At 69.5% G+C, this 24,017-nt stretch carries 20 protein-coding genes and 1 pseudogene; 6 read left to right on the top strand and 15 right to left on the bottom strand.

Features of this window, described 5'->3' with window-relative positions:
- Nucleotide 1: 1 nt before the first annotated feature.
- From C6A87_RS13960 to C6A87_RS13935, 6 genes and pseudogenes are all read right to left on the bottom strand, one after another.
- Entirely contained in the window at nucleotides 2-1,393 is a 1,392-nt protein-coding gene (locus C6A87_RS13960; RefSeq protein ID WP_311117735.1) for a PfkB family carbohydrate kinase, read from the bottom strand.
- Nucleotides 1,390-1,959, bottom strand: coding sequence for an SIS domain-containing protein (locus C6A87_RS13955; protein WP_311117734.1), 570 nt, complete (start codon nucleotides 1,957-1,959; stop codon nucleotides 1,390-1,392). Before C6A87_RS13955 ends, C6A87_RS13960 begins: the two co-directional genes overlap by 4 nt.
- Nucleotides 1,956-2,974: pseudogene (locus tag C6A87_RS13950) on the bottom strand (glycosyltransferase family 9 protein). The gene C6A87_RS13955 and the pseudogene C6A87_RS13950 overlap by 4 nt, the downstream one beginning before the upstream one ends.
- On the bottom strand, nucleotides 2,971-4,470 hold the full coding sequence (locus C6A87_RS13945; protein ID WP_311117733.1) for an HAD-IIIA family hydrolase: 1,500 nt from the start codon (nucleotides 4,468-4,470) through the stop codon (nucleotides 2,971-2,973). Before C6A87_RS13945 ends, C6A87_RS13950 begins: the two are co-directional and overlap by 4 nt.
- Entirely contained in the window at nucleotides 4,467-6,125 is a 1,659-nt protein-coding gene (locus C6A87_RS13940; RefSeq protein ID WP_311117732.1) for a carbamoyltransferase C-terminal domain-containing protein, read from the bottom strand. Before C6A87_RS13940 ends, C6A87_RS13945 begins: the two co-directional genes overlap by 4 nt.
- Nucleotides 6,126-6,134: 9 nt before the next feature.
- On the bottom strand, nucleotides 6,135-7,130 hold the full coding sequence (locus tag C6A87_RS13935) for a UDP-glucuronic acid decarboxylase family protein (protein ID WP_311117731.1): 996 nt from the start codon (nucleotides 7,128-7,130) through the stop codon (nucleotides 6,135-6,137).
- A gap of 10 nt (nucleotides 7,131-7,140) precedes the next feature.
- Between C6A87_RS13935 and C6A87_RS13930 the strand changes: the two genes are divergently transcribed.
- Complete coding sequence (locus tag C6A87_RS13930; RefSeq protein WP_311117730.1) at nucleotides 7,141-8,019, top strand: glycosyltransferase; 879 nt, start codon at nucleotides 7,141-7,143, stop codon at nucleotides 8,017-8,019.
- Nucleotide 8,020: 1 nt separating this feature from the next.
- Here the strand turns inward: C6A87_RS13930 and C6A87_RS13925 are convergent, their stop codons facing one another.
- From C6A87_RS13925 to C6A87_RS13915, 3 genes are all read right to left on the bottom strand, one after another.
- Nucleotides 8,021-9,211 carry a glycosyltransferase gene (locus C6A87_RS13925; protein ID WP_311117938.1) on the bottom strand — a complete coding sequence of 397 codons (1,191 nt, stop codon included), beginning with the start codon at nucleotides 9,209-9,211 and terminating at the stop codon, nucleotides 8,021-8,023.
- A 20-nt stretch (nucleotides 9,212-9,231) separates the two neighbouring features.
- Nucleotides 9,232-10,173, bottom strand: a complete 942-nt coding sequence (locus C6A87_RS13920; protein ID WP_311117937.1) for a glycosyltransferase — start codon at nucleotides 10,171-10,173, stop codon at nucleotides 9,232-9,234.
- 162 nt (nucleotides 10,174-10,335) lie between these two features.
- Nucleotides 10,336-11,466: a glycosyltransferase gene (locus C6A87_RS13915; protein ID WP_311117729.1), complete on the bottom strand. Its 1,131-nt coding sequence runs from the start codon at nucleotides 11,464-11,466 to the stop codon at nucleotides 10,336-10,338.
- Between the two features lie 173 nt (nucleotides 11,467-11,639).
- On the opposite strand from C6A87_RS13915, the gene C6A87_RS13910 reads away from it, so the two are divergent.
- Nucleotides 11,640-12,668: a chemotaxis protein CheB gene (locus C6A87_RS13910; RefSeq protein ID WP_396837061.1), complete on the top strand. Its 1,029-nt coding sequence runs from the start codon at nucleotides 11,640-11,642 to the stop codon at nucleotides 12,666-12,668.
- A 20-nt stretch (nucleotides 12,669-12,688) separates the two neighbouring features.
- Nucleotides 12,689-13,444, top strand: coding sequence for an STAS domain-containing protein (locus tag C6A87_RS13905; protein WP_311117727.1), 756 nt, complete (start codon nucleotides 12,689-12,691; stop codon nucleotides 13,442-13,444).
- Nucleotides 13,445-13,454: 10 nt separating this feature from the next.
- Here the strand turns inward: C6A87_RS13905 and katG are convergent, their stop codons facing one another.
- Together katG and C6A87_RS13895 are read right to left on the bottom strand one after the other, a co-directional pair.
- Nucleotides 13,455-15,698, bottom strand: coding sequence for a catalase/peroxidase HPI (gene katG / locus C6A87_RS13900; RefSeq protein WP_311117936.1), 2,244 nt, complete (start codon nucleotides 15,696-15,698; stop codon nucleotides 13,455-13,457).
- A gap of 22 nt (nucleotides 15,699-15,720) precedes the next feature.
- Nucleotides 15,721-16,155, bottom strand: coding sequence for a Fur family transcriptional regulator (locus C6A87_RS13895; protein WP_311117726.1), 435 nt, complete (start codon nucleotides 16,153-16,155; stop codon nucleotides 15,721-15,723).
- Nucleotides 16,156-16,300: 145 nt separating this feature from the next.
- Between C6A87_RS13895 and C6A87_RS13890 the strand changes: the two genes are divergently transcribed.
- A complete protein-coding gene (locus C6A87_RS13890) occupies nucleotides 16,301-17,086 on the top strand; it encodes an SDR family NAD(P)-dependent oxidoreductase (protein ID WP_311117725.1) in 786 nt (261 codons plus the stop codon).
- On the opposite strand, the gene C6A87_RS13885 is transcribed toward C6A87_RS13890, so the two are convergent.
- The 3 genes from C6A87_RS13885 to C6A87_RS13875 form a co-directional block, all read right to left on the bottom strand.
- Nucleotides 17,040-18,338 (bottom strand): acyltransferase, encoded by a 1,299-nt coding sequence (locus tag C6A87_RS13885; RefSeq protein ID WP_311117724.1) that lies wholly within the window; start codon nucleotides 18,336-18,338, stop codon nucleotides 17,040-17,042. The two genes, C6A87_RS13890 and C6A87_RS13885, sit on opposite strands and share 47 nt — an antisense overlap.
- A gap of 52 nt (nucleotides 18,339-18,390) precedes the next feature.
- On the bottom strand, nucleotides 18,391-19,386 hold the full coding sequence (locus tag C6A87_RS13880; protein WP_311117723.1) for a hypothetical protein: 996 nt from the start codon (nucleotides 19,384-19,386) through the stop codon (nucleotides 18,391-18,393).
- A 143-nt stretch (nucleotides 19,387-19,529) separates the two neighbouring features.
- On the bottom strand, nucleotides 19,530-21,767 hold the full coding sequence (locus C6A87_RS13875) for an NADP-dependent isocitrate dehydrogenase (protein ID WP_311117722.1): 2,238 nt from the start codon (nucleotides 21,765-21,767) through the stop codon (nucleotides 19,530-19,532).
- Nucleotides 21,768-22,088: 321 nt separating this feature from the next.
- On the opposite strand from C6A87_RS13875, the gene C6A87_RS13870 reads away from it, so the two are divergent.
- Both C6A87_RS13870 and C6A87_RS13865 read left to right on the top strand, forming a co-directional pair.
- Nucleotides 22,089-22,922, top strand: coding sequence for a hypothetical protein (locus C6A87_RS13870; protein WP_311117721.1), 834 nt, complete (start codon nucleotides 22,089-22,091; stop codon nucleotides 22,920-22,922).
- A gap of 40 nt (nucleotides 22,923-22,962) precedes the next feature.
- The gene (locus C6A87_RS13865; protein WP_311117720.1) at nucleotides 22,963-23,292 is read left to right on the top strand and encodes a cupin domain-containing protein; all 330 of its coding nucleotides are present in this window, start codon (nucleotides 22,963-22,965) and stop codon (nucleotides 23,290-23,292) included.
- Here the strand turns inward: C6A87_RS13865 and C6A87_RS13860 are convergent.
- Nucleotides 23,289-23,927 carry a GAF and ANTAR domain-containing protein gene (locus C6A87_RS13860; protein WP_311117935.1) on the bottom strand — a complete coding sequence of 213 codons (639 nt, stop codon included), beginning with the start codon at nucleotides 23,925-23,927 and terminating at the stop codon, nucleotides 23,289-23,291. The genes C6A87_RS13865 and C6A87_RS13860 overlap by 4 nt on opposite strands.
- Nucleotides 23,928-24,017 lie beyond the last annotated feature (90 nt).

Genomic DNA, 24,017 nt, shown 5'->3' with positions numbered 1-24,017 from the left:
ATCACCTTTCTTGGGAGGGCCCGGACCGCGCCGCGGCGATCAGGGCGGAGGAGGAGTAGCCGGCCACCGTCGGCACGATGACGACGTCGCCGCCGTGGGCCCGCACGACGCCGGCTTCGGGTAGCGCGTCCGCGGTGTAGTCACCGCCCTTGACCCAGATGTCGGGCCGGATGTCGGCCAGCAGCCGCTCCGGGGTGGGTTCGTCGAATACCGCCACGGCGTCCACGCATGCCAGCGCGGCCAGCACCCTCGCCCGGTCTGCGGCCGCCATCACCGGCCGGTCGGGACCTTTCAGCGCCCGCACCGAATCGTCGGCGTTGATCAACACGACCAACGCGTCGCCCAGTTGCCGTGCAGTGCGCAGCAATCGGATGTGGCCGGTGTGCAGCAGGTCGAAACACCCGCCGGTGGCGACCACGGTGCGGCCCGCGGCGCGCAGCCGCTCGGTCAGGGCGACCGCGTCGGTGACGCCGTGGTCGTCGGTGTGGGACCGGACCTCGGGCGGTACCGGCGAGGACACCGCCGCAGCCCCGCCCGCCGCGACGAATCGCGCTGCGGCGGTGACGGCTTCGGTGACGGCGGCCACCGGATCCGCGCCGTCGGCCATTGCGGCGGTTGCCGCCACGGCGAACCGGTCGCCGGCACCACACGCGTCGCCTACCGGCCCGGCGCCGGTCAGGGCCGGTGCACCGATGTGGGTCGTTCTGCCGTCGGCGCCGAAGACCCGGGCGCCTCGGGCGCCGAGCGTCACACACACCGCTTCGGCGTTCCATCGTTCCCGCAGTATCACCCCGGCGCTGCCGTGGCCACCGCAGAAGTGTTGCGCCTCCGCCTCGTTCGGGGTCACCAGACGACAACCCGACGTGGGCGAAGCCCCGCGCGGGTGCGGATCCCACACCACGGGCACGCGGCGGGCCGCGACACCGAGCGCCTCGCGGACCGCCAGCAGCGCCGCCACCCCGCCGCCGTAGTCAGCCACGCAGATCGCCTGCGCCCGGGCCAGCACCTGCACCGCATGCCCGGGAAGCGGACCCGGGACCGGCGTGGCCGCACCTCGGTCGATGCGCAACACGGATTGCCCGCGCGCCCTGACCCGGGTCTTGGTGACGGTGTCGCCACGCATCGGCAACGCGATCAGGTGCACCCCCGCGGACCGGAGAAGATCTGAGAGCTGTCGGGCGGCGCCATCTTCGGCGATACCGGCAATCAGTACGACGTCGTCGCGGGTGCGTGCCGCCAGCTGCGCTGCCAGCCCGGCGCCGCCGGGGCGCTGCCAGCTGCGCTCGACGTCGACCACCGGGACCGGGGCTTCGGGGCTCAGCCGGGTCGCGGCGCCTTCGATGTCGAGGTCCAGCATCGCGTCTCCGACGACGACCAGCGGTCCGGCGGTCATGCGTTCACCCCGCCGAGGATCCGTTCGTCCACCGCCATGCACAACGCATGGACCAGAAGCAGGTGTACTTCCTGCACGGTGGCCGTGTCGGGTGCGTCGACGCTGATCGCGTTGTCGCACATGGCCGCCAGCGGATTGGGTGCCGGACCGGTGAATGCCCAGGTGCTCATCCCGATCTCGTGCGCGGCTTTGACCGCGGTCAACACGTTGTGGCTCGTGCCGCTGGTCGACAGCGCCACCAGCACGTCGTGACGGCGGCCGTGGGCGCGGACTCCCCTGGCGAAGATCTCGTCACCGCCGTAGTCGTTGACGACCGCGGTCAGTGCCGAGGTGTCCGCGTGCAGGGCGATGGCGGACAGCGGTTGCCGCTCGTCTTTGAATCTCCCGACCAGCTCTGCGGTCAGATGTTGCGCCTCGGCCGCACTGCCGCCGTTGCCGCACGCCAGCAGTCGCCCGCCGCCGACCAGCACCTCGGCCAGCCGGTGCCCCCAGGAGTCGACCTGACTGATGTGCCCGCGGCAGCGGTGCACCGCCTCGATCAGGTCGTCGAAGTGTGTCGCGATCATGGTGTGCCTCCCCACTCCTGCACCGCGGTCAGCAGTGCGATGTCGCTGATGTCGTCCAGGCAGGTGTGGCGGTCCAACGGGCAGGTGCGCGCCCGCGAACCACGGCAGGCGGCGTCCTGGTTCCCGAGCACTTTGACCGGTACGCCGTACGGCGCCCACTGCGAGGCCGGCACCACCGGTGCGAACAGCGAAACCACCGGCGTCCCGACCGCGGCTGCCAGGTGTGCGGCTCCGGTGTTGGGCGCCACGACCACCCGCGCAGCGGCCAGCACCGCGGCCAACTCGGCGAAGCTCGTCCGTCCACCGAGGTCCAGCGCATGCTGGGCAGCGGCCTGTGCGGTCAGCTCCCGCTCGTTCGCGCCGCCCGTGACCGCCACCCGGTAGCCGGCACGTGCCAGCGTCGCCACCATCGCCGCGCTGCGGTCCGCGCCGGGGCGACGCGCCGGCACGGCCGCCCCGGGATGGAACACGACGAAACCGTCGCTCCCCAGCTGCGGTGCCAACCACGCCGGCAGTGGCGGCGGCCGGGTGATTCTGAGGTTTCCGGTGTCCCCTTCCGGGAGCCGGACCCGGCGGCAGTGGTCAGCGACAGCGCGCGCAACGGTTCCGGGACGCCGTCGGGGACCTGGTGACGCAGGTCGAGCAGGCTGCCGGGGTAGTCGACGCTGCTCGCGCCGACCCACGGCACGCCGGCCATCCGGCACAGCAGCGCCAACGGCAACGGCGACTGGTGGAACGACGTGAAGATGTAGGCCCGCTCCGGCGCGGTGTCGCGAAGCCGCTTGATCAGGTCGTCGGCATGCGCGGAGGTGAGCTCCGGCGCGTCGAAATCCACCCAGGGGGCCTGCCATTCGATGATCTCGTCCACACCGGGCAGCAGTTCGGCCGCGGCCCGCCCCCGCGGACCCGCCAGCATCACCACCCTGTCGTGGGCATTGGCCACCGCCCGGATCGCCGGACCGGTGATCAACACGTCCCCGGCGCTGTCGAGCCGGGCGACCAGGGCCGACGTCACCGCGCCTCCAGCAGCACCAGGTCCACCGCGTCGTTCAGCGTGCGTGCCACCGCGGCCCGGGGATGCGCGCGCGCAGCGGCGACCTCATCCGGCAGGGTCCTTCGGGTCGGCACCAGCACTGCCCGCGCCCCGGCCGACAACGCCGCCGTGACATCGCCGCCGGTATCGCCGATCACCACGCACCGGCTCGGCGGCACTCCCAGCTCGGCGGCTGCGGACAGCACCATGCCGGGCGCCGGTTTGCGGCACCGGCAGCCGTCCTCCTCGCCGTGTACGCAGACCTGCCAGGAGTCGAACGGGCCCAGCCGGCCGCTGACCGCCGCGTTGACCTCGACGAGCTGGCGCGGCGTGATCAACCCGCGCGCCACCCCGGACTGGTTGGTCACCACTGCCAGCAACAGTCCCCGACTGCGGAGGCGGTCGAGCGCGCGGTCGGCGCCGGGCATCGGCACGACACCGTCCGGGTCGCTGAGGTAGGGACCGTCCTGGATCAAGGTGTCGTCGCGGTCCAGCAGCACCGCCAGCGGCGGTTCCGGTCGCGCGTTGCGGTGTTGCCACTCCCCGATCAGCCGGTGCGCCACCGCGGCCGGCGGAATCAGCGCGCTGGTCGAGGCCAGCGACCCCAGCTCGGAGAAGGTCCGGGAACCGCTGAGGAAGCGGCGGACGGCGAACTCGGCGGTGAGCCCGGCCCACAGCAGCACGCAGGCGGCGGCGGTGGCGCGCTTTCTCAGTACTGCCGCGACCGTCGCTGCGACGGCGGCGGCCGTGGTCGCTGTGTGGGCCGGCATGCGACCGCGGCCCTCCCCGATACGAGACCGCCACTGGGGGCCGAACTTGCGGCGCAGTAGCGCGTTGTCCCGGTTGCCGATCTGCACCCGGACCGAGGTGAACCGGGTCGCCGGGGCCACCGGGTGGGTGCAGCGGCGGGCCCCTTCGATGATCCGGTGCCCGGCCGAGACGATCCGCAGTGCGAGGTCGGAGTCTTCCCGGTAGGCGCGGGGGAAGCGGTCGTCGAACCCGCCGACCGCCACCAGGACGTCCCGCCGATACGCCATGTCGGCGGTGATCCACCGGGCGTCGGCCAGTCGGAGCGTGCGGCGTTCGTCGTCGCTGGGCGGTCGCTGTGCACCGGTGCGGGGCACCTCGATGCCGCCCTGGGATCCGGCTGCCCGCGCCGCTTCCGCGGCAGTCAGGTCACTGCGCAGCGCGCGCAGCCACCCGGGGTGGGGCAGGACGTCATCGTCGAGGAAGCACACCCACCGGGTTGCCGCGGCCCGCCAGCCGACGTTGCGCGCCGCCGCCGGACCCCGTCCCCCGCTGTGGAGCACCTGAATGGCCAGACCGTGCGGCAGCGGCAGCGGCCGGGGTACGGCGCGGTCGTCGACGACGATCACCTCCGCGGGCTTCTGGCCGTCGTCGTCGCACAGCGCGGTGAGCAGTTCCGACAGCGACTTTCGCCCGATGGTCGGGATGACGAGCGTGACATCCAGGGTCATCGCGGCCGCCGCACCAGGTAGGGGCCGATCGCGAGCACGTCGATCGGTGAGCTGCCGAAGCACTCGAGGGCGTCCTGCGGGCTGTCCACCATGGGCCGGCCCGCGGTGTTGAAGCTGGTGTTCACCACCACCGGCACCCCGGTGTGTGCGGCGAATCTGGCGATGGTGGCGTGCAGCAGAGGCTGGCTTTCGTCGACGGTCTGGACGCGGGCGGTCCCGTCGACATGGGTGACCGCCGGAATGCGGGCCCGCCAGTCCTCGGCGACGTCGTGGACGAACAACATGTAGCGGCTCGGCAGCGGGCCGCGGCCGAAGATCTCGCCGGCGCGGTCGGCCAGCACCATCGGGGCCACCGGACGGAACTGCTCGCGGCCCTTGACGTCGTTGAGCCGCTCCAGGTTGGCCACGCTGCGCGGATCGGCCAGCAGGGACCTTCCGCCCAGGGCGCGCGGCCCGAACTCCGAACGACCCTGGAACCATCCGATCAGCTGATCGGCGGCCAGCGCGTCCCCGACCGCCGCGGCCAGGTCGGCTGGCCGTTCGTAGGGCACGGCGGCCCGGTCGAGCACCGCACCGATCTGCTCGTCGGTCCAGCCCCGTCCCAGCTGCGCCGACGGCATCGGTGCGATCGGGTCGCCGGCCTCGGCAGCCAGCGCGAGCGCGGCGCCCAGCGCAGTCCCGGCATCGCCAGCCGCCGGCTGGATCCACACCCGGTCGAATCCGCTCTCGGCGTAGATGCGGGAGTTGGCAACGCAATTCAGCGCGACGCCGCCGGCCAGGCAGATGCTGTCACCGTCGACCCGGCCGCGCAGCCAGCCGACGAGGTCGAGCAGGACCTCCTCGACCACGCGCTGCACGCTGCAGGCGAGGTCGGCGTAGACCGGTTCTGGGCGGGCCAGCGCGGACATGGACTCCTTGGCTGTCGGTGTCCGTGGTGGCGCGAACCGGGTCCAGTCGACGGGCTCGGTGCGGAACCCTCCGTCGCCGCACGCATAGACCTTCTGGCGCAATTGGTCGGCGAATCGCGGCCTGCCGTAGGAGCCCATCGCCATCACCTTGTACTCGTCGCTGGAGCGCGCGAATCCCAGATGTTCGGTGAGGCTTTCATAGAGCAGACCGAGCGAATGCGGCAACGGTTGGCCGGCCAGCACGTCGAGCTTCTGGTCGCGGTAGACGCCGGCCAGCATCGAGGTGCGCTCGCCCCGCCCGTCGACCACCAGCACCGCGGTGTCGGGATGCGGTGAGGCCAGCGCGGTGGACGCGGCGTGCGCAACATGGTGGCGAACGTGGTGCACCACAGCCGGGTCCAGGCCCGGCAACGCGGTGGCCAGGAACCGCGGCGCCCGCTGGGCGTACATCGTGCGCAGATACTCCCAGTCCCGGTCGAGCCCTTCGGTCTGCCCGGCGTCGCCGTCCATCAGCGCGGGCTGGTAGGAGTAGCCGACCGCGTCGAGGTCGCCGGGGGCCAGACCCGCCTCCTCCAGGCACCACCTGGCGGCGGCGACCGGGAGTTCCCAGGTGGAGAACGGCACCGCCTGCTTGCCGTGCTTGCGCCGCGAGAAGCGTTCCTCTTCGGCGGCGGCCACGATCTGACCGTCGACGACCAGCGCGGCAGCCGGATCGTGGAAGACGGCGTTGACGCCCAGAATTCGCATGGATCTCCCCTAGACTCGCGGTGCGGACATCGGCGCCAGGACAGACCGGAACCAGTCCACGGTGGCGGACAGCCCGTCGAGGTAGCCGATGTTCGGTGACCAGCCCAGACGCTCCCGGGCCACGGTGATGTCCGGGCACCGGCGCTGCGGATCGTCGGCGGCGGCGGGCCGGTGCTCGATCGGCACCTGTGCGCCGACGAGGTCGCGGATGATCTCGGCGCAACGCAGCACGGGCAACTCCACCGGGTTGCCGAGGTTCACCGGGCCACAGAAGTCGCTCGCGCCCAACGCGATCAGACCGGCGATCGTGTCGTCGACGTAACACAGCGAGCGGGTCTGGGTGCCGTCCCCGGCAACCGTCAGTGGCTCGCCGCGCAGCGCCTGCCCGCAGAACGCCGGCACCATCCGGCCGTCGTCCGGGCGCATACCGGGCCCGTAGGTGTTGAAGATGCGGGCCACCCCGATGTCGGTGCCACGCTCCCTGCGGTACGCGAACGCCAACGCCTCGGCATACCGCTTGGCCTCGTCGTAGACGCTACGCGGTCCAATGGGATTGACGTTGCCCCAATAGGTTTCGCATTGCGGGTGCTGAAGGGGGTCACCGTAGACCTCACTGGTCGAGGCGAGCACGATGCGGGCGCCGTGCCGGTCGGCCACATCCAGCACCTCGGCGGTGCCCAGCGCGCCGGTCCGCAGGGTGGCCAGCGGCAACCGCAGATAGTCCGGCGGCGAGGCCGGACAGGCCAGATGGAAGACCGTGTCGAATCGCGTGTGCCGCCACGGTTCGGGCAGCGGGAGGGTGACGTCGTGGTGGACGAACACGACATCGGGGTCGGGGTCGGCCCCCTTGGGGCTGGTGGACAGGTTGTCCACGCAGATCACCTCGGCGCCGGCCCGGACCAGTGCCGCGCACAGGTGCCTGCCCAGGAAGCCGGCTCCGCCGGTGACCAGCACTCGGCCGAACCGGGTTTGTGCCGGTACCTCACGGGTAGCACCACTGGCCATGCCAGAGGCCATGCCAGCGGGTTCCCGCACCTCGTTCGTGATCGCCAGCCGGAACCGCTCCGAAGAGCTCGCCGCGGTGCTGCGATTGTTACTCGACACCACACAATCCCCGATCATCTTGGTGGACAATGCTTCTCGCGATGACTCGGTTGCCGTGGCCAACCACATCGCGGCCGGCTCGGGACGGCGGCTGACCGTCATCGAGCTGCCCGACAACCTCGGTGCGGTGGGCCGCAATGTCGGGGTGGCGCACTGCTCGACCCCGTATGTGGCGTTCTGCGACGACGACTCGTGGTGGGAGCCGGACGCCCCTGCGATCGCCGAGGAGGTCTTCGACGCGCATCCGTCGGTCGCGGTGCTCGCCGGCCGCACGCTCGTCTGGCCCGACATGCGCGAGGATCCCATCGTCGCCGAGCTGGCCGACAGCCCGCTGGGACGGGATCCGGCGCTGCCCGGCCCGTCCATACTGGGTTTCCAGGCCTGCTCGGCGATGGTCCGGAAGTCGGCCTTCCAGGCCGTCGGCGGTTTCTCGCCCATCCTGCACTTCCGCGGCGAGGAGCAACTCCTGGCGGTCGACCTGGCCACCATCGGGTGGGACCTGTGCTTCTGCGACCGGTTGACGGCATACCACCGCCCGTCGGCGCTGCGCGCGCCGAGTTCGGCCGAGCAGGCACGGGTGCTTCGGAATACCGTGCTGACCGCCTGGCTGCGGCGCCCACTGCGCCGATGTGTGCAGTCCTCGGCCGATTTCGCCTGGGCCGCCGCCCGCGACCGTGCCCACGCGGCCGCACTCGCCGAGGCGTTGCGCGCGGTCCCCGCAGTCATCTCGGCGCGCCACCGCCTGCCCGCTCCCGTGGAGCGGGCGGTCCGCACGCTGGAGACGAGCTGACTCATCTCGCCGACTCCGTGAGCCGGCCGTAGATGGCGGCCGTGTCCCGCGCCACGCGGTCCCAGGTGTAGAGCTCATGCACCCGGTCCCGGCCCGCCCGGCCGAGCCGGGTGCGCAGCTCCCGGTTCCACAGGATCGGGGCGATGGCGTCGGCGCACCGGTCCGCCGAATGCGCCGGGATCAGCGTGCCGGTCACGCCCGGCACCACGGTGTCCAGCATCCCGCCGACCGCCGACGCGACGACCGGCACCCCGCACGCCATCGCCTCCAGCGGCACGATTCCGAACGGCTCGTACCACGGCGTGGCGGCCACGACGTCTGCCGACCGCAACAGCATCGGCATCTCCTCGCGGCTGATCGCCCCGATCAGATGCACCCTGTCGGCCACCCCGTTGCTCGCCGCCACACCCAGCAGCCGCTGCGCCTCGGGGTCACTGTCGAGTTCGGATTTGTCGGGACCGCCGACGATCACCAGCTCCGCGGTCGGCATGTGTGGCATCGCCGCGATGACGGTGTCGAATCCTTTGCGCGGCACCAACCTGCCGACCGACACGATTCGGTGCAGTCTGCCGCGGGTGGCAGCCGGGCCGGTGTCGGTGAACTCACCTGGATCCACGCCGCACGGCACCACCGACACCCGGTAATGATCCCGGCCCATTCGGCGCAGTTCGGAGACTTCGTCGGTGCAGGTGGCGGCCACCCAGTCGACGCCGCGGGCCAGTGCGGACTCCAACCGGATCCGGTCCTCGGGACTGGTGTCGTCGGCTCCCTGGTGCCGGCGTTTGACCACGCCGAGGGCGTGGAAAGTCTGCACCACGGGGATTCCGTGGCGTCCTGCGGCCGCTCTGGTGGCCAGCCCCGACATCCAGAAATGGGCGTGGGCCACCTGCGGACGCCATCGCTTCCAGCACTCGGCGAGGTAATCACCGAACTCCGGCATATATTGGGGCAGTTCATCTTTGGGAACCGGACGAGCCGGTCCGGCAGGAACGTGGATGACTGTGAAGCCCCGTTCGGTGTCCACCCGGTCGGGAAGGTCGGGATCATCGCGCCGGGTGTAGACCACCACGCGGTGGCCCTGTGCGGCCAGTGCCGAGGACAGCTCGGCGACGGCGACGTTCTGGCCGCCGGCGTCGACACCCCCGAGGAAAGCCAGTGGGCTGGCGTGTTCCGAGACCATGGCGATCTCCAGCCGCTGAGCCGGTGTGTGCATCAACAAACCTCCTGGATGAACCGGTCCCAGGCGCCGAGAAAGCGTGTGAGCCCGAAGTGCGCCAGCACGAACTCACGTGCGGCCTTGCCTGCGATTTCGGCGGCCTCCCTGTTGGTGATGAAGTGCTCGAGCGCTTCTCCCAGCACGGTGACGTCGGCGCTGACCACCCCGGCATCGGAGGGCACTGCCAGCGGCGCCATCGTTGCCGCCACCGCGACAACCGGCATGCCGGCGCTCATGGCCTCGAGCAGGGACAGACCCAGCGATGTCCACCGCGCGGTGTGCAGGTACACACAGCGGCGGGACACCGACTGCAGCACCCCGTGCCCGGACACATCGCCGCGGCCGGTCACGCGCTCGGCGACCCGAACGTCGGCGTTCATGTCGGTCGTGCCCATCCCCCAGACGTCGATCGGCGCATACCGGCTCAACGGCGTCAGCAGGTCGGCACCGACCGTTCGCCAGCGCCGGACCGGCTCGTTGATCATCGTTGCGGCTGCCGGGATCTCCGCCTGGTAGAGGCGGCCGTGGTCAGCCACGCCGTGATCGATGACGTAAGTGGGCGCTGAGCCGTTGTCCCACATCAGGCGGTTGAATTCGGTGACGTGAACCAGCGGGATGTCGGTGCGTGCGGCGATCGGGTGCACGCTGTCGACGGGGTGGGGCCGGGGCGCATTGTGCTCGACGTACACGGCCGGCACGTCGATGCCCGGCCGCCGTCCCAGCCAGTGCTCGGCCAGCTCGACTTCGTGCGGACGTTGCAGCACGACGAGATCGACGTCGGCGGTGGACAGTTCTGCAGCGTCGATCTCACACGCGGAGGGCCAGTCCCTCCCGGCTGTGCCCCGACCGTTCTGGTCGCGGGTCTCGTTCACCGGGATCAGGTAGTGGTGGTCGCCCGCCACGAAAGACTCCGTCCACGATCCATGGACGTGCCATATGAGCACCCTGCGGCGCCGACAGCTCGGCGGCATGGGGCGCCAAATACCCTTAAGAGAATTCGACAAACGTTCTGGGAAAAGAAGTTCATGATCACTTCGAAGTGGTCAAAACTCCTGCTTCGCAACAGTTTTGAACGTTCGCCCGGCGGCGGTACTCGCAGCTCAGTGCATGTGTGCGTGTTCGCGGCGGGCTACTGACTCGTAGACCACCTCCGCATCGGTGGCGATGCGGTCCCAGCAGTAGCGCGAGCGCGCCCTCGACCGGCCGGCCAGTCCCATGCCCTGGCGCAGCACCGTCTGACCCAGAATCGACCGCAGCGCGCGACCGAGGGCGTCGAGCCGACCCGGAGGCACCAACAGTCCCGTCACATCGGCGATGACGGCATCGCGGGCCCCGCCGACCGAGGTCGCCACGATAGGGGCCCCACAGGACATCGCCAGCAGCACCGTGTCGCAGCAGGGTTCATACAGCGACGGCACCACGACCACGTCGGCGGACCGGAACACCGCGGTCAGGGTGTCACGCTGGGCACTGGTGACGATGCGCACACGCCGCTCCACCCGGAGCTCGCGCGCCAGGTCCGCGAGCTCAGTGCAGTGCTGTCCGTCGTCGCCGTCGGTGGCGACCAGCACGAGGTCCGCGCCGAGCGCGGGAAGCACTCTGAGCACCTGCGCCAGGCCGTGCTGTGGGGAGAAGTCGCGGGCGACGGCCACGATTCGGCGCGATGTCTCCGCACCGCGCGACACGATCTCCTCCGCGGTGACGTCGACCTCGACTCCGGGCGGCAGCACCGACACGTTCGCGCGTGGACAGCCGAGGCGGATGATCTCCTGCATGTCGTCAGTGCAGGCAACCGTCACCGCGGTGGCGTTGCGCGCCAGCAGGGACTCGATCTTGATCGACGTGTCGGCGGCACCGTCGTCGCGGAACCGGCGGTTCACCGCTCCGAGGGCGCTGAAGGCTTGCACCGTGGGCACCGGCCGCCGCTTCGCTGCCAACTGAGCGGCCATTCCGTAGGCCCAGCCGTGGCAGTGCACGACATCGGGCGGTGTCTCGTCGAAGGCGTCGATGAGATGGCGGGCCATCTCGCCGATCAACGGCATGAGGTCCTGGGGACGTTGGGTTGAACCGCCGGCGTCCACGGGAAGCGATTCCACGGCGACGCCGCCGGGGCTCAGCTGTGACGACTCCGGGGTCACGGTGAACAAGCGCACTTCGTGGCCGCGGCCCGCCAGCGCCTCGGCCAGGCCGAAGAGGTCATATCCCCCGGTGACCAATCCGTCACCCGGCATCTCACCCACCATCGCCAGCTTCAAATCTTGACTCCTCGTCGTCGGCAACACTCTCCTGGGGTAGGTGAGCCCCCCCGTGCCGAAACAAACGAACCGAACCGTCCCTCTTCGCCTGGTGTACCGGTGTCTTCGCTTTCGGGACTTCGCATCGAAGTCGGTTACGTCAGCGCCGCATGGGTAACACTGTCTGCGTGACTGGCGCGCGCGATGACAAGTTCCGCGGAGTGGTGGCCGTGGGCGGCTCCGCCGGCGGCGTCGAAGCGCTGACGAAGACGGCATCGGGGCTGCCGGCCGACCTGCCCTACGCCGTGCTGATGGCGCTGCATCTCCCCGCGAACGGGCCCAGCGTGCTGGCGCAGATCATCGATCGCGCTGGCCCGTTGCCCGCGGTCAGCGCCGAGGCCGGCACGGAACTGGAGCCCGGGCACATCTATGTCGCCATACCGGGCCGACACCTGCTCACCCAGGATCACCGGATCGTGCTGTCGAATGGTCCCAGTGAGAATGGGCACCGACCTGCACTCAACGCGCTGTTCCGCTCGGTGGCCCTGGCCTTCGGGCCGCGGGCGGTCGGGATACTTCTGTCCGGGGTCCTCGACGACGGGGTGCTCGGGCTCGCCGCGATCCGCGCCCGCGGCGGCACGACGCTGTGCCAGTCCCCCGACGATGCGCTGTTTCCCGCGATGCCGTCCAACGCGCTACGCGCGGGTGTGGTGGACCGCACGACGCGCGCCGCCGACATCGGGCTCGTCCTCTGCGAACTGGCGTCGCAGGACCGCCCACACCGCAACACGCTTCCGGAACCGTACATGGAGATCGAGAACCACATCGCCATGACGCAGTCGTTCTCGGCCGATGTGGGCCTTGAGACTTTCGGGCCGCCATCGGGTTTCACGTGCCCGGATTGCAACGGATCCCTTCAGACCGTGCTCGACGGGTATTTCCGGTGCCACATCGGGCACGCCTGGAGTGCCGACGCGCTGCTGTCGGCCCGCGACCGAGAAGTGCAGAACGCGCTACTGGTCGCGGTGCGCAGCCTGCAGGAGAAGTCGCGTCTGGCGCGCCAGCTCGCCGACAAGGCCGTCTCGGACGCGGTGCGCCACCGGTATGCGGCGCTGGCGGCCGAAACCGACAAGGCACTGGCTGTGCTCCGCGAGCGCATGACACTCGTCGAGACCGCGGTCGCTGAGAAGGACGGCTGACCGACGACAGTGATCAGACGATGATCGAACGTAGCGTTGTGGACGTCTCAGTGGTGGCATCGCCCGGCGAGGCCACCGTGCTGACGGTCCGCGGCACACTCGACAGTTCCACCTACCGGGAAGTGCGCGACAGCGTCATCAAAGCCGCCCTGGCCGAACCGACGGCGGTGGTCGTCGACGTCACCGAATTGCGGGTTCCGGCCCACAGCGCGTGGACCGTGTTCACCAGCGCGCGATGGCATGTCAGTACCTGGCCCGACATCCCCGTCATGCTGGTCTGCGCCGACGGCAACGGGCGTGCGTCGATCAAGCGCTCCGGTGCGACTCGCTACGTTCCGGTGTACGCCGACGCAGACAGCGCACGGGCCGCGGTCAGCGCTCCGCAACGGATACGCAAACGCGCATCCGCTGAGCTCGAGGCGGGCGGGGACAGCCCCGCACAGACCCGGAGGCTCGTTACCCGCTGGCTGACAGCCTGGGGGCTGTCCGAGATGATTCCGACGGCGTCCACGGTGGCGACCGTCTTCGTCGAGAACGTGCTGGAGCACACCGCCAGCCGTCCCCGGCTGATCGTGGAGACCTCCGACGGCGGAGTGACCGTCGCGGTCAGCGACGACTCGCAATCCGCAGCTGCCCGCCATGAGGATCCCGACTCCGGCGCCCACACCGTCTCCGGACTGGCGATCGTCGCCGTGCTGAGCCGGTCGTGGGGCTCAACTCCGACGGCGAACGGGAAGACGGTGTGGGCGGTACTCGGACCCGAGAACCGGCTCTGACCGGTCCGGCCTACTGCAGGTCGAAGCGGTCGTTGTTCATGACCTTGACCCAGGCGGCGACGAAATCCTCGACGAACTTGCCCTTGCTGTCGTCCTGGGCGTAGACCTCGGCGATGCCACGCAACACCGAGTTCGAGCCGAACACGAGATCGTTCGCGGTGGCAGTCCATTTCGGCTGGCCGGTGACCCGGTCCTTGCCCTCGTAGACGTTCTCGCTCAGCTCCGACGGCTTCCACTGCGTGCCCATGTCGAGCAGGTTGACGAAGAAGTCGTTGCTCAGCACACCGGGCTGGTCGGTGAACACGCCGTGCTTGCTGCCGCCGTGGTTGGCGTTCAGCACGCGCAGGCCGCCGATCAGCGCGGTCATCTCGGGAGCGGTCAGGTCGAGGAAGTACGCCTTGTCGACCAGCAGCTGCTCGAGCGGGGTCTTCTCCCCCGGCCGCGCGTAGTTGCGGAAACCGTCGGCACGCGGCTCGAGCACCGCGAAGGAATCGACGTCGGTGCTCTCCTGCGACGCGTCGGTGCGGCCCGGCGCGAAGTGCACGGAGATCTCGTATCCGGCGTCCTTGGCGGCCTTCTCGATCGCCGCGTTGCCTGCCAGCACGATGACGTCGGCCAGCGAGACCTTCTTGCCGCCGGTCGCCGAGGCGTTGAAGTCCTGCTGGATCTTCTCCAACACCGGCAACACCTTGGCCAGCTCGGACGGCTCGTTGGCCTCCCAGCTGCGCTGCGGCTCAAGGCGAATACGCGCACCGTTGGCACCGCCGCGCTTGTCGGTCCCCCGGAAGCTCGAGGCCGACGCCCATGCGGTCTTGATCAGCTGGGGCACCGACAGACCCGACTGCAGCACTGCGTTCTTCAGCGCGGCCACGTCGGACTCGTCGATCAGCTCGTGGTCGACCGCCGGCACCGGGTCCTGCCACACCTGCGGTTCGGGGATCCACGGTCCGAGGTAGCGGCTGATCGGCCCCATGTCGCGGTGCATCAGCTTGAACCACGCCTTGCGGAACGCCTCGTCCATCTCCTCGGGATGATCGAGCCAGCGCCGCGTGATCTTGCCGTAGATCGGGTCTTCCCGCATCGAGATGTCGGTGACCAGCATCGTGGGCTTACGCGGCGGGCCCCCGAACGGATCCGGGATGGTGGCCTCGGCGTTCTTGGCCTCGAACTGCCAGGCGCCGGCGGGGCTCTTGGTCAGCTCCCACTCGTTGCCGTACAGGTTCTCCAGGAACGCGTTGCTCCACGTGGAGTTGGAGCCGGTCCAGATGACCTCGAGACCGCTGGTGACCGTGTCGGGCCCCTTGCCGGTACCGAACGGGCACTTCCAGCCCAGGCCCTGGTCCTCGATGGGGGCGCCTTCGGGCTCCGGCCCGACGTTCACATCGGCGGCACCGTGGGTCTTGCCGAGCGTGTGGCCGCCGACGATCAGCGCAGCGGTCTCCTCGTCGTTCATCGCCATCCGGCCGAAGGTCTCGCGGATGTCCTTGGCGGCGGCCAGGGGATCCGGCTTGCCTTCGGGGCCTTCGGGATTGACGTAGATCAGACCCATGGTGGTCGCGCCGAACGGCTCGGCCAGCGTGCGGTCCTTGTCGTTGCTTCCGCCGTAGCGCTTGTCGGTGCCCAGCCAGGTGTCCTCCTGGCCCCAGAGCATCTCCTCGGGCTCCCAGATGTCCTCACGGCCGAACGCGAAGCCGGCGGTCTCGAATCCGGACTGCTCCAGCGCGGCGTTGCCGGCGTAGGCGATCAGGTCGGCCCAGGAGATCTTGTTGCCGTACTTGCGCTTGATCGGCCACAGCAGCCGGCGCGCCTTGTCGAGGTTGGCGTTGTCCGGCCAGCTGTTGAGCGGGGCGAAGCGCTGCGCGCCCTGCCCGGCGCCGCCACGGCCGTCGAAGATGCGGTAGGTGCCTGCGGCGTGCCAGCTCATCCGGATGAACAGGCCGGCGTAGTTGCCGTAGTCCGCCGGCCACCAGTCCTGGGAGGTCTGGATGACCTCGATGACGTCGCGCTTGAACGCCTCGAGGTCGAGCTTGGCGAACTCGGTCGCGTAGTCGAAGTCGGCACCGAGCGGGTTGCCCTTCTCGTTCTGCCTGTGCAGCACCGAGACGTCGACCTGCTCGGGCCACCAGTCCTTATTGGTCAGTGGCCCATGCGCTTTGGGCTCCGGTGAATCGATCACCGGGTTCTCGGATTCGCTGTGACTGGCGGTCTTGGTGTCGGAATGGGGTGGGCGTGCGTCGGAGGTGTCGGTCACAATCTTCCCTTTCGTAATCCGTACATCATGTCGATGCTGGGGCTGTCGAACAGTCGGGGCAGATGCCCCAGTAGATGACTTCGGCTTCGTCGACTTCGAAGCCGAGAGGATCGGAGGCGGTGAGACAGGGCGCCTCGCCCACCGCGCAGTCGACGTCGGCGATCACGCCGCAGGACCGGCACACCACGTGGTGGTGGTTGTCGCCGACGCGGGTCTCGTATCGGGCCACCGAACCGGCCGGCTGGATGCGCCGCACCAATCCTGTTGCCGCGAGGGCGTTCAGCGCGTCATACACCGTCTGCCGGGAAATGTCCGGCACGAGTTCGCGGGCTGCACCGATGATCAGTTCGGTGTCGGCGTGCGGGTGTTGTCCGACAGCGTGCAACACGGCCATCCGTGGCCGGGTGACCCGCAATGCGGCCGACCTCAGCACCGCCGAGTAGTCGGGTTCTTCGGTCATCGCAGACGATCTTTCTCCGTTCTCTGGATAGGATCAAGTTTTCCACACAACCTGTGAACGCCGTGTCGGATGTGTTCGTAATCGGTACTCGCCATCCACAAAGCGAATCCTGTTTTCCCCGCGCACCGTCGGGTACGGCACGGCAATGACAGAAACAAAACTCGCCCTGGTCACCGGGGCCTCCAGCGGCATCGGCCTCGAGTTGGCCCGCCAGTTCGCGCAGAACGGCTACGACCTCGTGGTCTGCGCCGAGGACGAGGCCATCCATGCCGTCCCCGCCGAGTTGTCCTCCTACGGCGTCTCCGTACAGCCGGTACAGGTGGACCTGCGCACGTCCGACGGCGTCGAGCACCTGTTCAACAGCACGATCGCAGGCGGCCGCGCATTGTCGGCCGCTGCGCTCAACGCCGGCGTCGGACGGGGTGACATGTTCCTCGAGAGCGACCTGGAGGACGACCTCGCAGTCATCGACCTCAACGTGCGTTCGACGGTGCACCTGGCGAAGCTGGTCCTGCGGGAGATGGCCAATCGCGAAGCGGGCCGGGTGCTATTCACGTCGTCGGTCGCGTCGATGATGCCCGGCTCGTACCAGACGGTCTACAACGCGTCGAAGTCCTTTGTGCAGTCGTTCGCCAAAGCCCTTCAGGACGAGTTGCGCGACTCCCCGATCACGGTCACCGCACTGATACCCGGTCCCACCGACACCAATTTCTTCGCCCGGGCCAAGATGCTGGACACGCCGGTCGGGTCGGGCCCCAAGGACGATCCCGCCGAGGTCGCACGCCAGGGGTTCGCGGCGCTGATGCGCGGCGACCGGCAGGTGGTGGCCGCATCGCCGATGTCGAAGGCGATGGGCGTGGCGCTGCGCGTCCTGCCCGACCCGGTCAAGGCCGCGGCGAGCCGACTGCTGTCTGTGCCGGCGGGACGGTGAGCCCAGCCGGCGCCGGTACGCAGAGTCGAGCGGCGGCGGCCGACGTCAGGAACACGCCCAGCGCGGTCCACCCCGGCACCTCGCCGAGCCCGAACTTGGCGGTCACGACCAGCGTCACCGCCGAGACGCAGATCAGTGCGCCGGCCGCGGTGGCGCGCACCCCGCTGCCCCCGACCGGACGGTCCCACCACGGCAGCGGGCGCCGCTCCAGTGGCGTCAGCAGCCGGAACAGCACGAACATCACGACGGCGAACACCGCTGCCCGCAGCACGAGCCTGCCCCAGAATCCGGGCGCGGCAGGGTCGTAGGCGTCCAGCCCCGCGGCGTGCAGCGCGAACGCGGCGATCGCGATCGCCACGATGTGCCACAGGTACAGCGTCATCGCGCCGGCGTTGCCCGCCGACACCACACGCCACACCCGCGGCCGCCGGGCCCAGCGGCCCAGCGCGCCGGCCGCGCAGACGAACGCGCACGACATCCAGATGCAGTGCAGCGCCAGGACCACGGTGGGCGGTGAGACGTTGGAGACCTTCTCGGCGCCGGTGACCACGAGGGAGACCTCGTAGGGGCCGAACGTGACGAGCGCCAGCTGGCCCGCGAAGGCGGCGACCCCCGCGACCAGCGCACTGCGGCGAGAGGTGAGCCCGCGCGCGTAGCCGACGCCGATCGCGACCGGAATCAACCAGACGAACAGGAAATTGAGCACCCCGGCCTCGGGATCCCCGGTGGCCCACCGCAGCGCGTCCGTCGCCGCGGCGGCAACGGTCAGGCCGGTGACCAGCACGGCCACGGCGGCCCCGGTGCGCAGCCGGGTCAGCGCCGGCACGAAAGCCAGTGCCACCAGGTACACGCCCAGGAACCAGAGGAGCGCCACACTTTCGGCGCCCAGCCCGGCCGCGGAGCCGGCGCCGAACACCTGGTGCGCGACGAGCAGACCCACCGACCACGCCGCCAGGTACCAGAAGACCGGCCGGTACAGCCGCTGTGCGCGGGTGAACACCCAGGCCCCCCAAGGCATCCCGGCCTGATGGCCGTACACCGCGGCCGCGCCGCCCGCGAGGAAGAACAGCGGCATGACCTGGGCGACCCACGTCAGCGGCGCCACCCCGGGCACCGCGCCGATGAGGTTGCCGATGTGCACACCGGCGGTGTCGATGGTGGCCAGCAGCAGCACACTGTGCCCGAACATCACCACCAGCAACGAGCCCAGCCGGGCGACGTCGACGGCACGATCGCGCGAAGTCGGTGTCATGTGCTCAGCATGCCCGCCCGACGGCGGCGGGGCGTGAGTAGTTCTACCGGCGTCAGGGCAGCGCGCGGAACAACGCGCCCAGCGGGCCGGCGGGGGCAGGCGGCGCGGGCGGGGTCGGCGGGGCGACGACAGGCGCCGCCGCGACGGGGCCGGCCACCGGGACGGGACCGGACAGGTGCGGCTCGCCGACGACCGAGACCGGCTGCGGCACGACCGGATTCGTGCCGAGCACAGCGGCGGCGGGCGCCTCGGTGACGAGAGGCTCGTCGACCGCAACCGCCACCTCGGGCACCGCGGATACCTCGGCCACCGCCGGCGCCTCGGCGACCTCGGGGACCCAGACTGACTCGGGCTGCGATGCGGCGGGAACGTCCGGGACCATCGGCAGCGGGACGACCTCGGGTTCGGGCGGCGTCACGACCGGCGCGACCGGAACTGCGGCCGGCGGGGCCGGCAGCACCGCCTCGGCGACGGTGTTGTCCGGCGCGTCGGGACCCGGCTGTGGGGTGCCGACCAGGGTGTAGGCGACCAGGCCGCCGGCCAGCGCGACCAGGACGACGGCGGCGGCGCGGGCGGCGATCCCGCCCGGGACCGCCGAGGCGGCGGTGCGGATTCTGCGGTACGCCGGGCTGTCGGCGATCCTGTCGAGCACGCCCCCGGTGTCGGTGGCGCCGGCCGCCCGTGCCGCACCGTAGGCCAGCACCAGGTCCTCGTCGATGTGGCGGGCGGTCCGGTTGCGGCCTTCCAGGGCGACGTCCTCGGTGACCGTCACGATGTCGTCGATCCCGAACAGGCGCAGCTTCGTCCGTACCCGGATGGCGGTCTTGCCGGCGTTCGGGTCGCTGCCGTCCCAGACCAGCCGGACGGCGTCGATGTCGCGGTCGGCGCGGATGGCGAACGACTGGACGCTGCGCGCCGCCGCCTTGGCAACGTCGTCGACACCGTCGACAGCCACCACGTCGTCGGCGACGATGCTGCCGTCGCGAAGATCGACAAGCACCCACGCGGCACTCGTCGAGGTGAGCGAAAGACCCAGGACCACGTGCATGACTACCCCCAGACTGTTGCCGGTGTTAGCTCTTCATCGGCAGGTCAGCTGACCATGTTACGCACGACACAGTCCCGCCCGCCCGGCGTGTGGCGAAACCGACGGTCGCCGGGTCGGACGGTCGAGCAAATCTGACGCTTGCGTCAGCTCCGCGCGGCTTCCAGCGCCTCGTTGAAGGTGGGGCTGGGACGCATCACCTCGGTGGTCTTCTCCCGGTCCGGGTAGTAGTAGCCGCCGATGTCGACCGGCTTGCCCTGTACCGCGTTGAGCTCCTCGACGATGGTCGACTCGTTCTCGGCGAGGGTCTTGGCCAGCGGCGCGAAATGCTCGGCGAGCTCCTTGTCCTCGGTCTGCTCGGCCAGCTCCTGGGCCCAGTACATGCTCAGGTAGAACTGGCTGCCACGGTTGTCGAGTTCGCCGGCCTTGCGCGACGGGCCCTTGTCGTTCTCCAGCAGCTTGCCGATCGCGGAGTCGAGGGTCTTACCGAGCAGCTCGGCCTTCTTGTTGCCCGACTTGCGGCCCATGTCCTCGAAGCTGGCGCCGAGGGCCAGGAACTCGCCGAGCGAGTCCCAGCGCAGGTGGTTCTCCTCCAGCAGCTGGCTCACGTGCTTGGGCGCGGACCCGCCGGCCCCGGTCTCGTACATCCCGCCGCCGGCCATCAGCGGCACGATCGAGAGCATCTTGGCGCTGGTGCCCAGCTCGAGGATCGGGAACAGGTCGGTGAGGTAGTCGCGCAGGATGTTGCCGGTGACCGCGATGGTGTCCTCGCCGCGGATCACGCGCTCGATCGTGTAACGCATCGCCCAGACCTGCGGCATGATCTGGATCTGCAGGCCCTCGGTGTCCTCGTCCTTGAGGTACTCCTTGACCTTCTTGCGCAGTTCCACCTCGTGCGGGCGCTCGGTGTCGAGCCAGAACACCGCGGGCATCCCGGAGGCGCGGGCGCGGGTGACGGCCAGCTTCACCCAGTCGCGGATCGCGGCGTCCTTGACGATCGGCATGCGCCAGATGTCGCCCTCCTCGACGTTCTGGCTCAGCAGCACCTCGCCGGTGTCGATGTCGACGATGTCGGCGACCCCGTCCTCGGGGATCTCGAACGTCTTGTCGTGAGACCCGTACTCCTCGGCCTTCATCGCCATCAGGCCGACGTTGGGGACGGTGCCCATCGTCGTCGGATCGAACTGGCCGTGGGTCTTACAGAAGTTGATCATCTCCTGGTAGATCCGGGAGAACGTGGACTCCGGGTTGACGGCCTTGGTGTCCTTGGTGCGGCCGTCGGCGCCGTACATCTTGCCGCCGAGACGGATCATCGCGGGCATGGACGCGTCGACGATCACGTCGGACGGCGAGTGGAAGTTGGTGATGCCGCGGGCCGAGTCGACCATCGCCAGCTCGGGGCGGGTCTCGTGGCAGCGGTGGATGTCCTCGATGATCTCCTCGCGCTGCGAGGCGGGCAGCTGCTCGATCTTGTCGTAGAGATCGGACATGCCGTTGTTGACGTTGACGCCGAGCTCGTCGAAGAGCTTCTGGTGCTTCTCGAAAGCGTCCTTGTAGAACACCTTCACCGCGTGGCCGAAGACGATCGGGTGGCTGACCTTCATCATGGTCGCCTTGACGTGCAGCGAGAACATCACGCCGGTCTTGTAGGCGTCCTCGATCTGCTCTTCGTAGAAGGCGATCAGCGCCTTCCTGCTCATGTACATGCTGTCGATGACGTCGCCGGCCTCGAGCTTGACCTCGGGTTTGAGGACGACGGTCTCGCCGCTCTTCGTGGTCAGCACCATCTTGACCTTGCGGTCCTTGTCGAGCGTCATCGACTTCTCGCCGTGGTAGAAGTCGCCGGTCTTCATCGTCGCGACGTGGGTGCGCGAGGCCTGCGACCACTCCCCCATGCTGTGCGGATGCTTGCGGGCGTACTCCTTGACCGCCTTCGGTGCGCGACGGTCCGAGTTGCCCTGGCGCAGAACAGGGTTCACGGCGCTACCGAGAATCTTGGCGTAGCGCTCCTTGATGGTCTTCTCTTCGTCGGTCTTCGGCTCGCCCGGATAATCGGGCAGGTCGTAGCCCTTGGCCTTGAGTTCCTTGATCGCGGCCAGCAGCTGCGGCACGGACGCGCTCACGTTGGGCAGCTTGATGATGTTGGTCTCCGGCAGCTGGGTCAGCTCGCCGAGCTCGGCCAGGTTGTCCGGCACCTTCTGCTCGTCGGTCAGGCGGTCGCTGAACTCGGCGAGGATGCGCGCGGCGACCGAGATGTCGGTCGACTTGACGTCGATGCCGGCCGCGGAGGCGAAGGTGCGAACCACCGGCAGGAAGGCGTAGGTCGCAAGCAGCGGCGCCTCGTCGGTCAGCGTGTAGATGATGGTCGGCTGCTCGGCGCTCATTGTCGTCTCCCGCGTCAGTTTCTGTCAGTTTCGAAGGCACCCTTCTGGCGAAGCCTATCGAACGACCCCGCATTCGGGACCGGAGGACGCCGCGATCGACGGCCGTTCCGGCAGGGCCCCGGCCGACGGTCACACCCGTCCCAGCTATCTGCCTACGTGCGTGGCCCTCTCGCGCGTCGCCTGCACAAGGCAGACGAGTGTGGCCCTTGGGACACGGTGTCGTCACAGTTGGCCACCGATCCGGTGCGCGGAGTCCGACGGCGGGTTTGCGCCGCTAGATTCACGGCGTTCGAGCAAACGGATGGACGGAAGAGGCGGGACATGTCATTGACGACACGGTCGGGGTGTGGGGCTGCGGCGCTGGGGGTGGCGCTGCTGGCGGCCGGATGCTCGTCGGCGCCCGCGCCGGAGGGTGCGGCAAACGCCGCCGCCGCGCCTGCGCAGGCGGTGACGGGCTCGCCGGCCGAGTGGCGCAGCGCAGTGTGCCGCGACGACGTCGATGTCGACTCCGGCACCCGCCACACCGTCACCGGCAACACGTGCGTGCCGAAGGACGGCGACGGCGTGGTCAACTTCGACCACTTCGAGTCCGAACCGTCGATGGATTCGGTGCTGTCCTGGCAGCCGTCCACGCATGTCGCCGAGACGGTCGTGGACGGCAGACCGCTGGCGATCTGGACGCCGTCCGGGGAGGTTTCCGATCTGGAGCCGCTGAAGAACTTCGGCTTCACCGTCGCGTCCTATCAGGCGGCCGGCTTCGCCCAGACCGCCGCCGGCGCGCCGGCGGCGCTGCCTGCCGGCGACGTCGAGACGCTGCCGCCGAACCAGTACGGCTACGTCGTGGTGCAGACCGGCGCCGGAGACACCCAGTGCATCGTCGAGTCGACGTTCATCGGCTGCGAGACCGACGGCACCAGTTGGCAACAGCATGTCGACGGCAGCGGGCCCTACCACGGGGTGCGCATCAACACCGACGGCACCGGGTCCTGGGTGGACGGCAATCTCGGGGCCGCGGCGCCGACGACACTGGCGGCGGACAAGGCCTACCGCGCGCTGGGTTGGACGATCGTGCCGACGTCGGCGGGTATGCGCTTCACCAACGACAAAACCGGGCACGGCGCGGTCGTCGGCGTGCAGAGCGTGCAACCGTTCTGATGGGTTGACGTTGCGACACCCGCGGCATGGAATGGCTGTCATGCAGAAGGTGTCGATTGAAGCTCTGGCTCGTCAGCAATTGGAAAGCGCGGCCGCCAGCGGACGCAACGCCGCCGACACCGTGGTCGGCGGCCACGAGCGAGTGCTGCGGCAGACGGTGATCGGGATGCTCGCCGGCTCCGAGCTCGGCGAGCACGAGAACCCCGGTGAAGCCACGCTCTACGTGCTCAAGGGCTCGGTCCGGTTGGTGAGCGGCGATCAGCACTGGGACGCCCGCGCCGGGGATCTGGTGTTCATCCCCGATGCGCGTCATTCGGTGGTGGCGCAGACCGATGCCGCCCTGCTGCTGACGGTCGCCAAGCTGCCCTAAGCGTGCGGGTGCCCGATACCGATCAGCCGCTCGGCGACCTCGACGAGTTTGATGTTGGATTCCTGTGACAGTTTGCGCAGCAGATCGAAGGCGGCCATCGCGTCGATGCTGAACCGTTCCATCAGGATCCCTTTGGCCTGACCGATGACGTCCCGGCTGGCCAGCGCGCTGCGGAATTGCTCATGACGGCGCATCGCGTTCCACGCCACCGTCGTGTGGGCGGCATAGATCAGGCCCAGCTCCACCGACTCCTCGTCGAACGCCTTGGTGGCTTCGGCGTACAGATTCAGCGCCGCCAACCTTCGGCCCTCGTTGTGTAACCGGAAGGACAGAATCGACCGGACCGGTGTGCGCGCCATGGCGGCCGCCCGGTAGCGGGGCCACCGCTCGTCGGTGCTGAGGTTGTGGATGTGGATGATCTGGTGATTCCACGCAGCGGACAGGCAGGGCCCTTCGCCGGCCTCGCGCTGAACGTCGTCCAGCAAGCCGGGATACGGGTGCGTCGCGGCCAGCGACTCGACCCCGTCGTCGATCACGGTCACCGACGCGTACTGCGCCCCGGGTACCGAATCCACCGTCACCGCATTGAGTTCCCGCAGCACCGCCTCGAACTCGGTCGCCGCTCGGCGCTGCATGCTGTCGACCAGTTCCACCACATCGAAGAGGCGCCGCCGCTCCTCGGACAGCACGGCTGCGGGGCTGTCGACCAGTGCCGGCAACTCGCT

Origin of the sequence: Mycobacterium sp. ITM-2016-00317 (genome assembly GCF_002968295.1) — a bacterium.
GTDB lineage: Bacteria > Actinomycetota > Actinomycetes > Mycobacteriales > Mycobacteriaceae > Mycobacterium.
The sequence above is the reverse complement of the archived record's forward strand: the minus strand, read 5'-3'. Positions and strand labels throughout refer to the sequence as shown.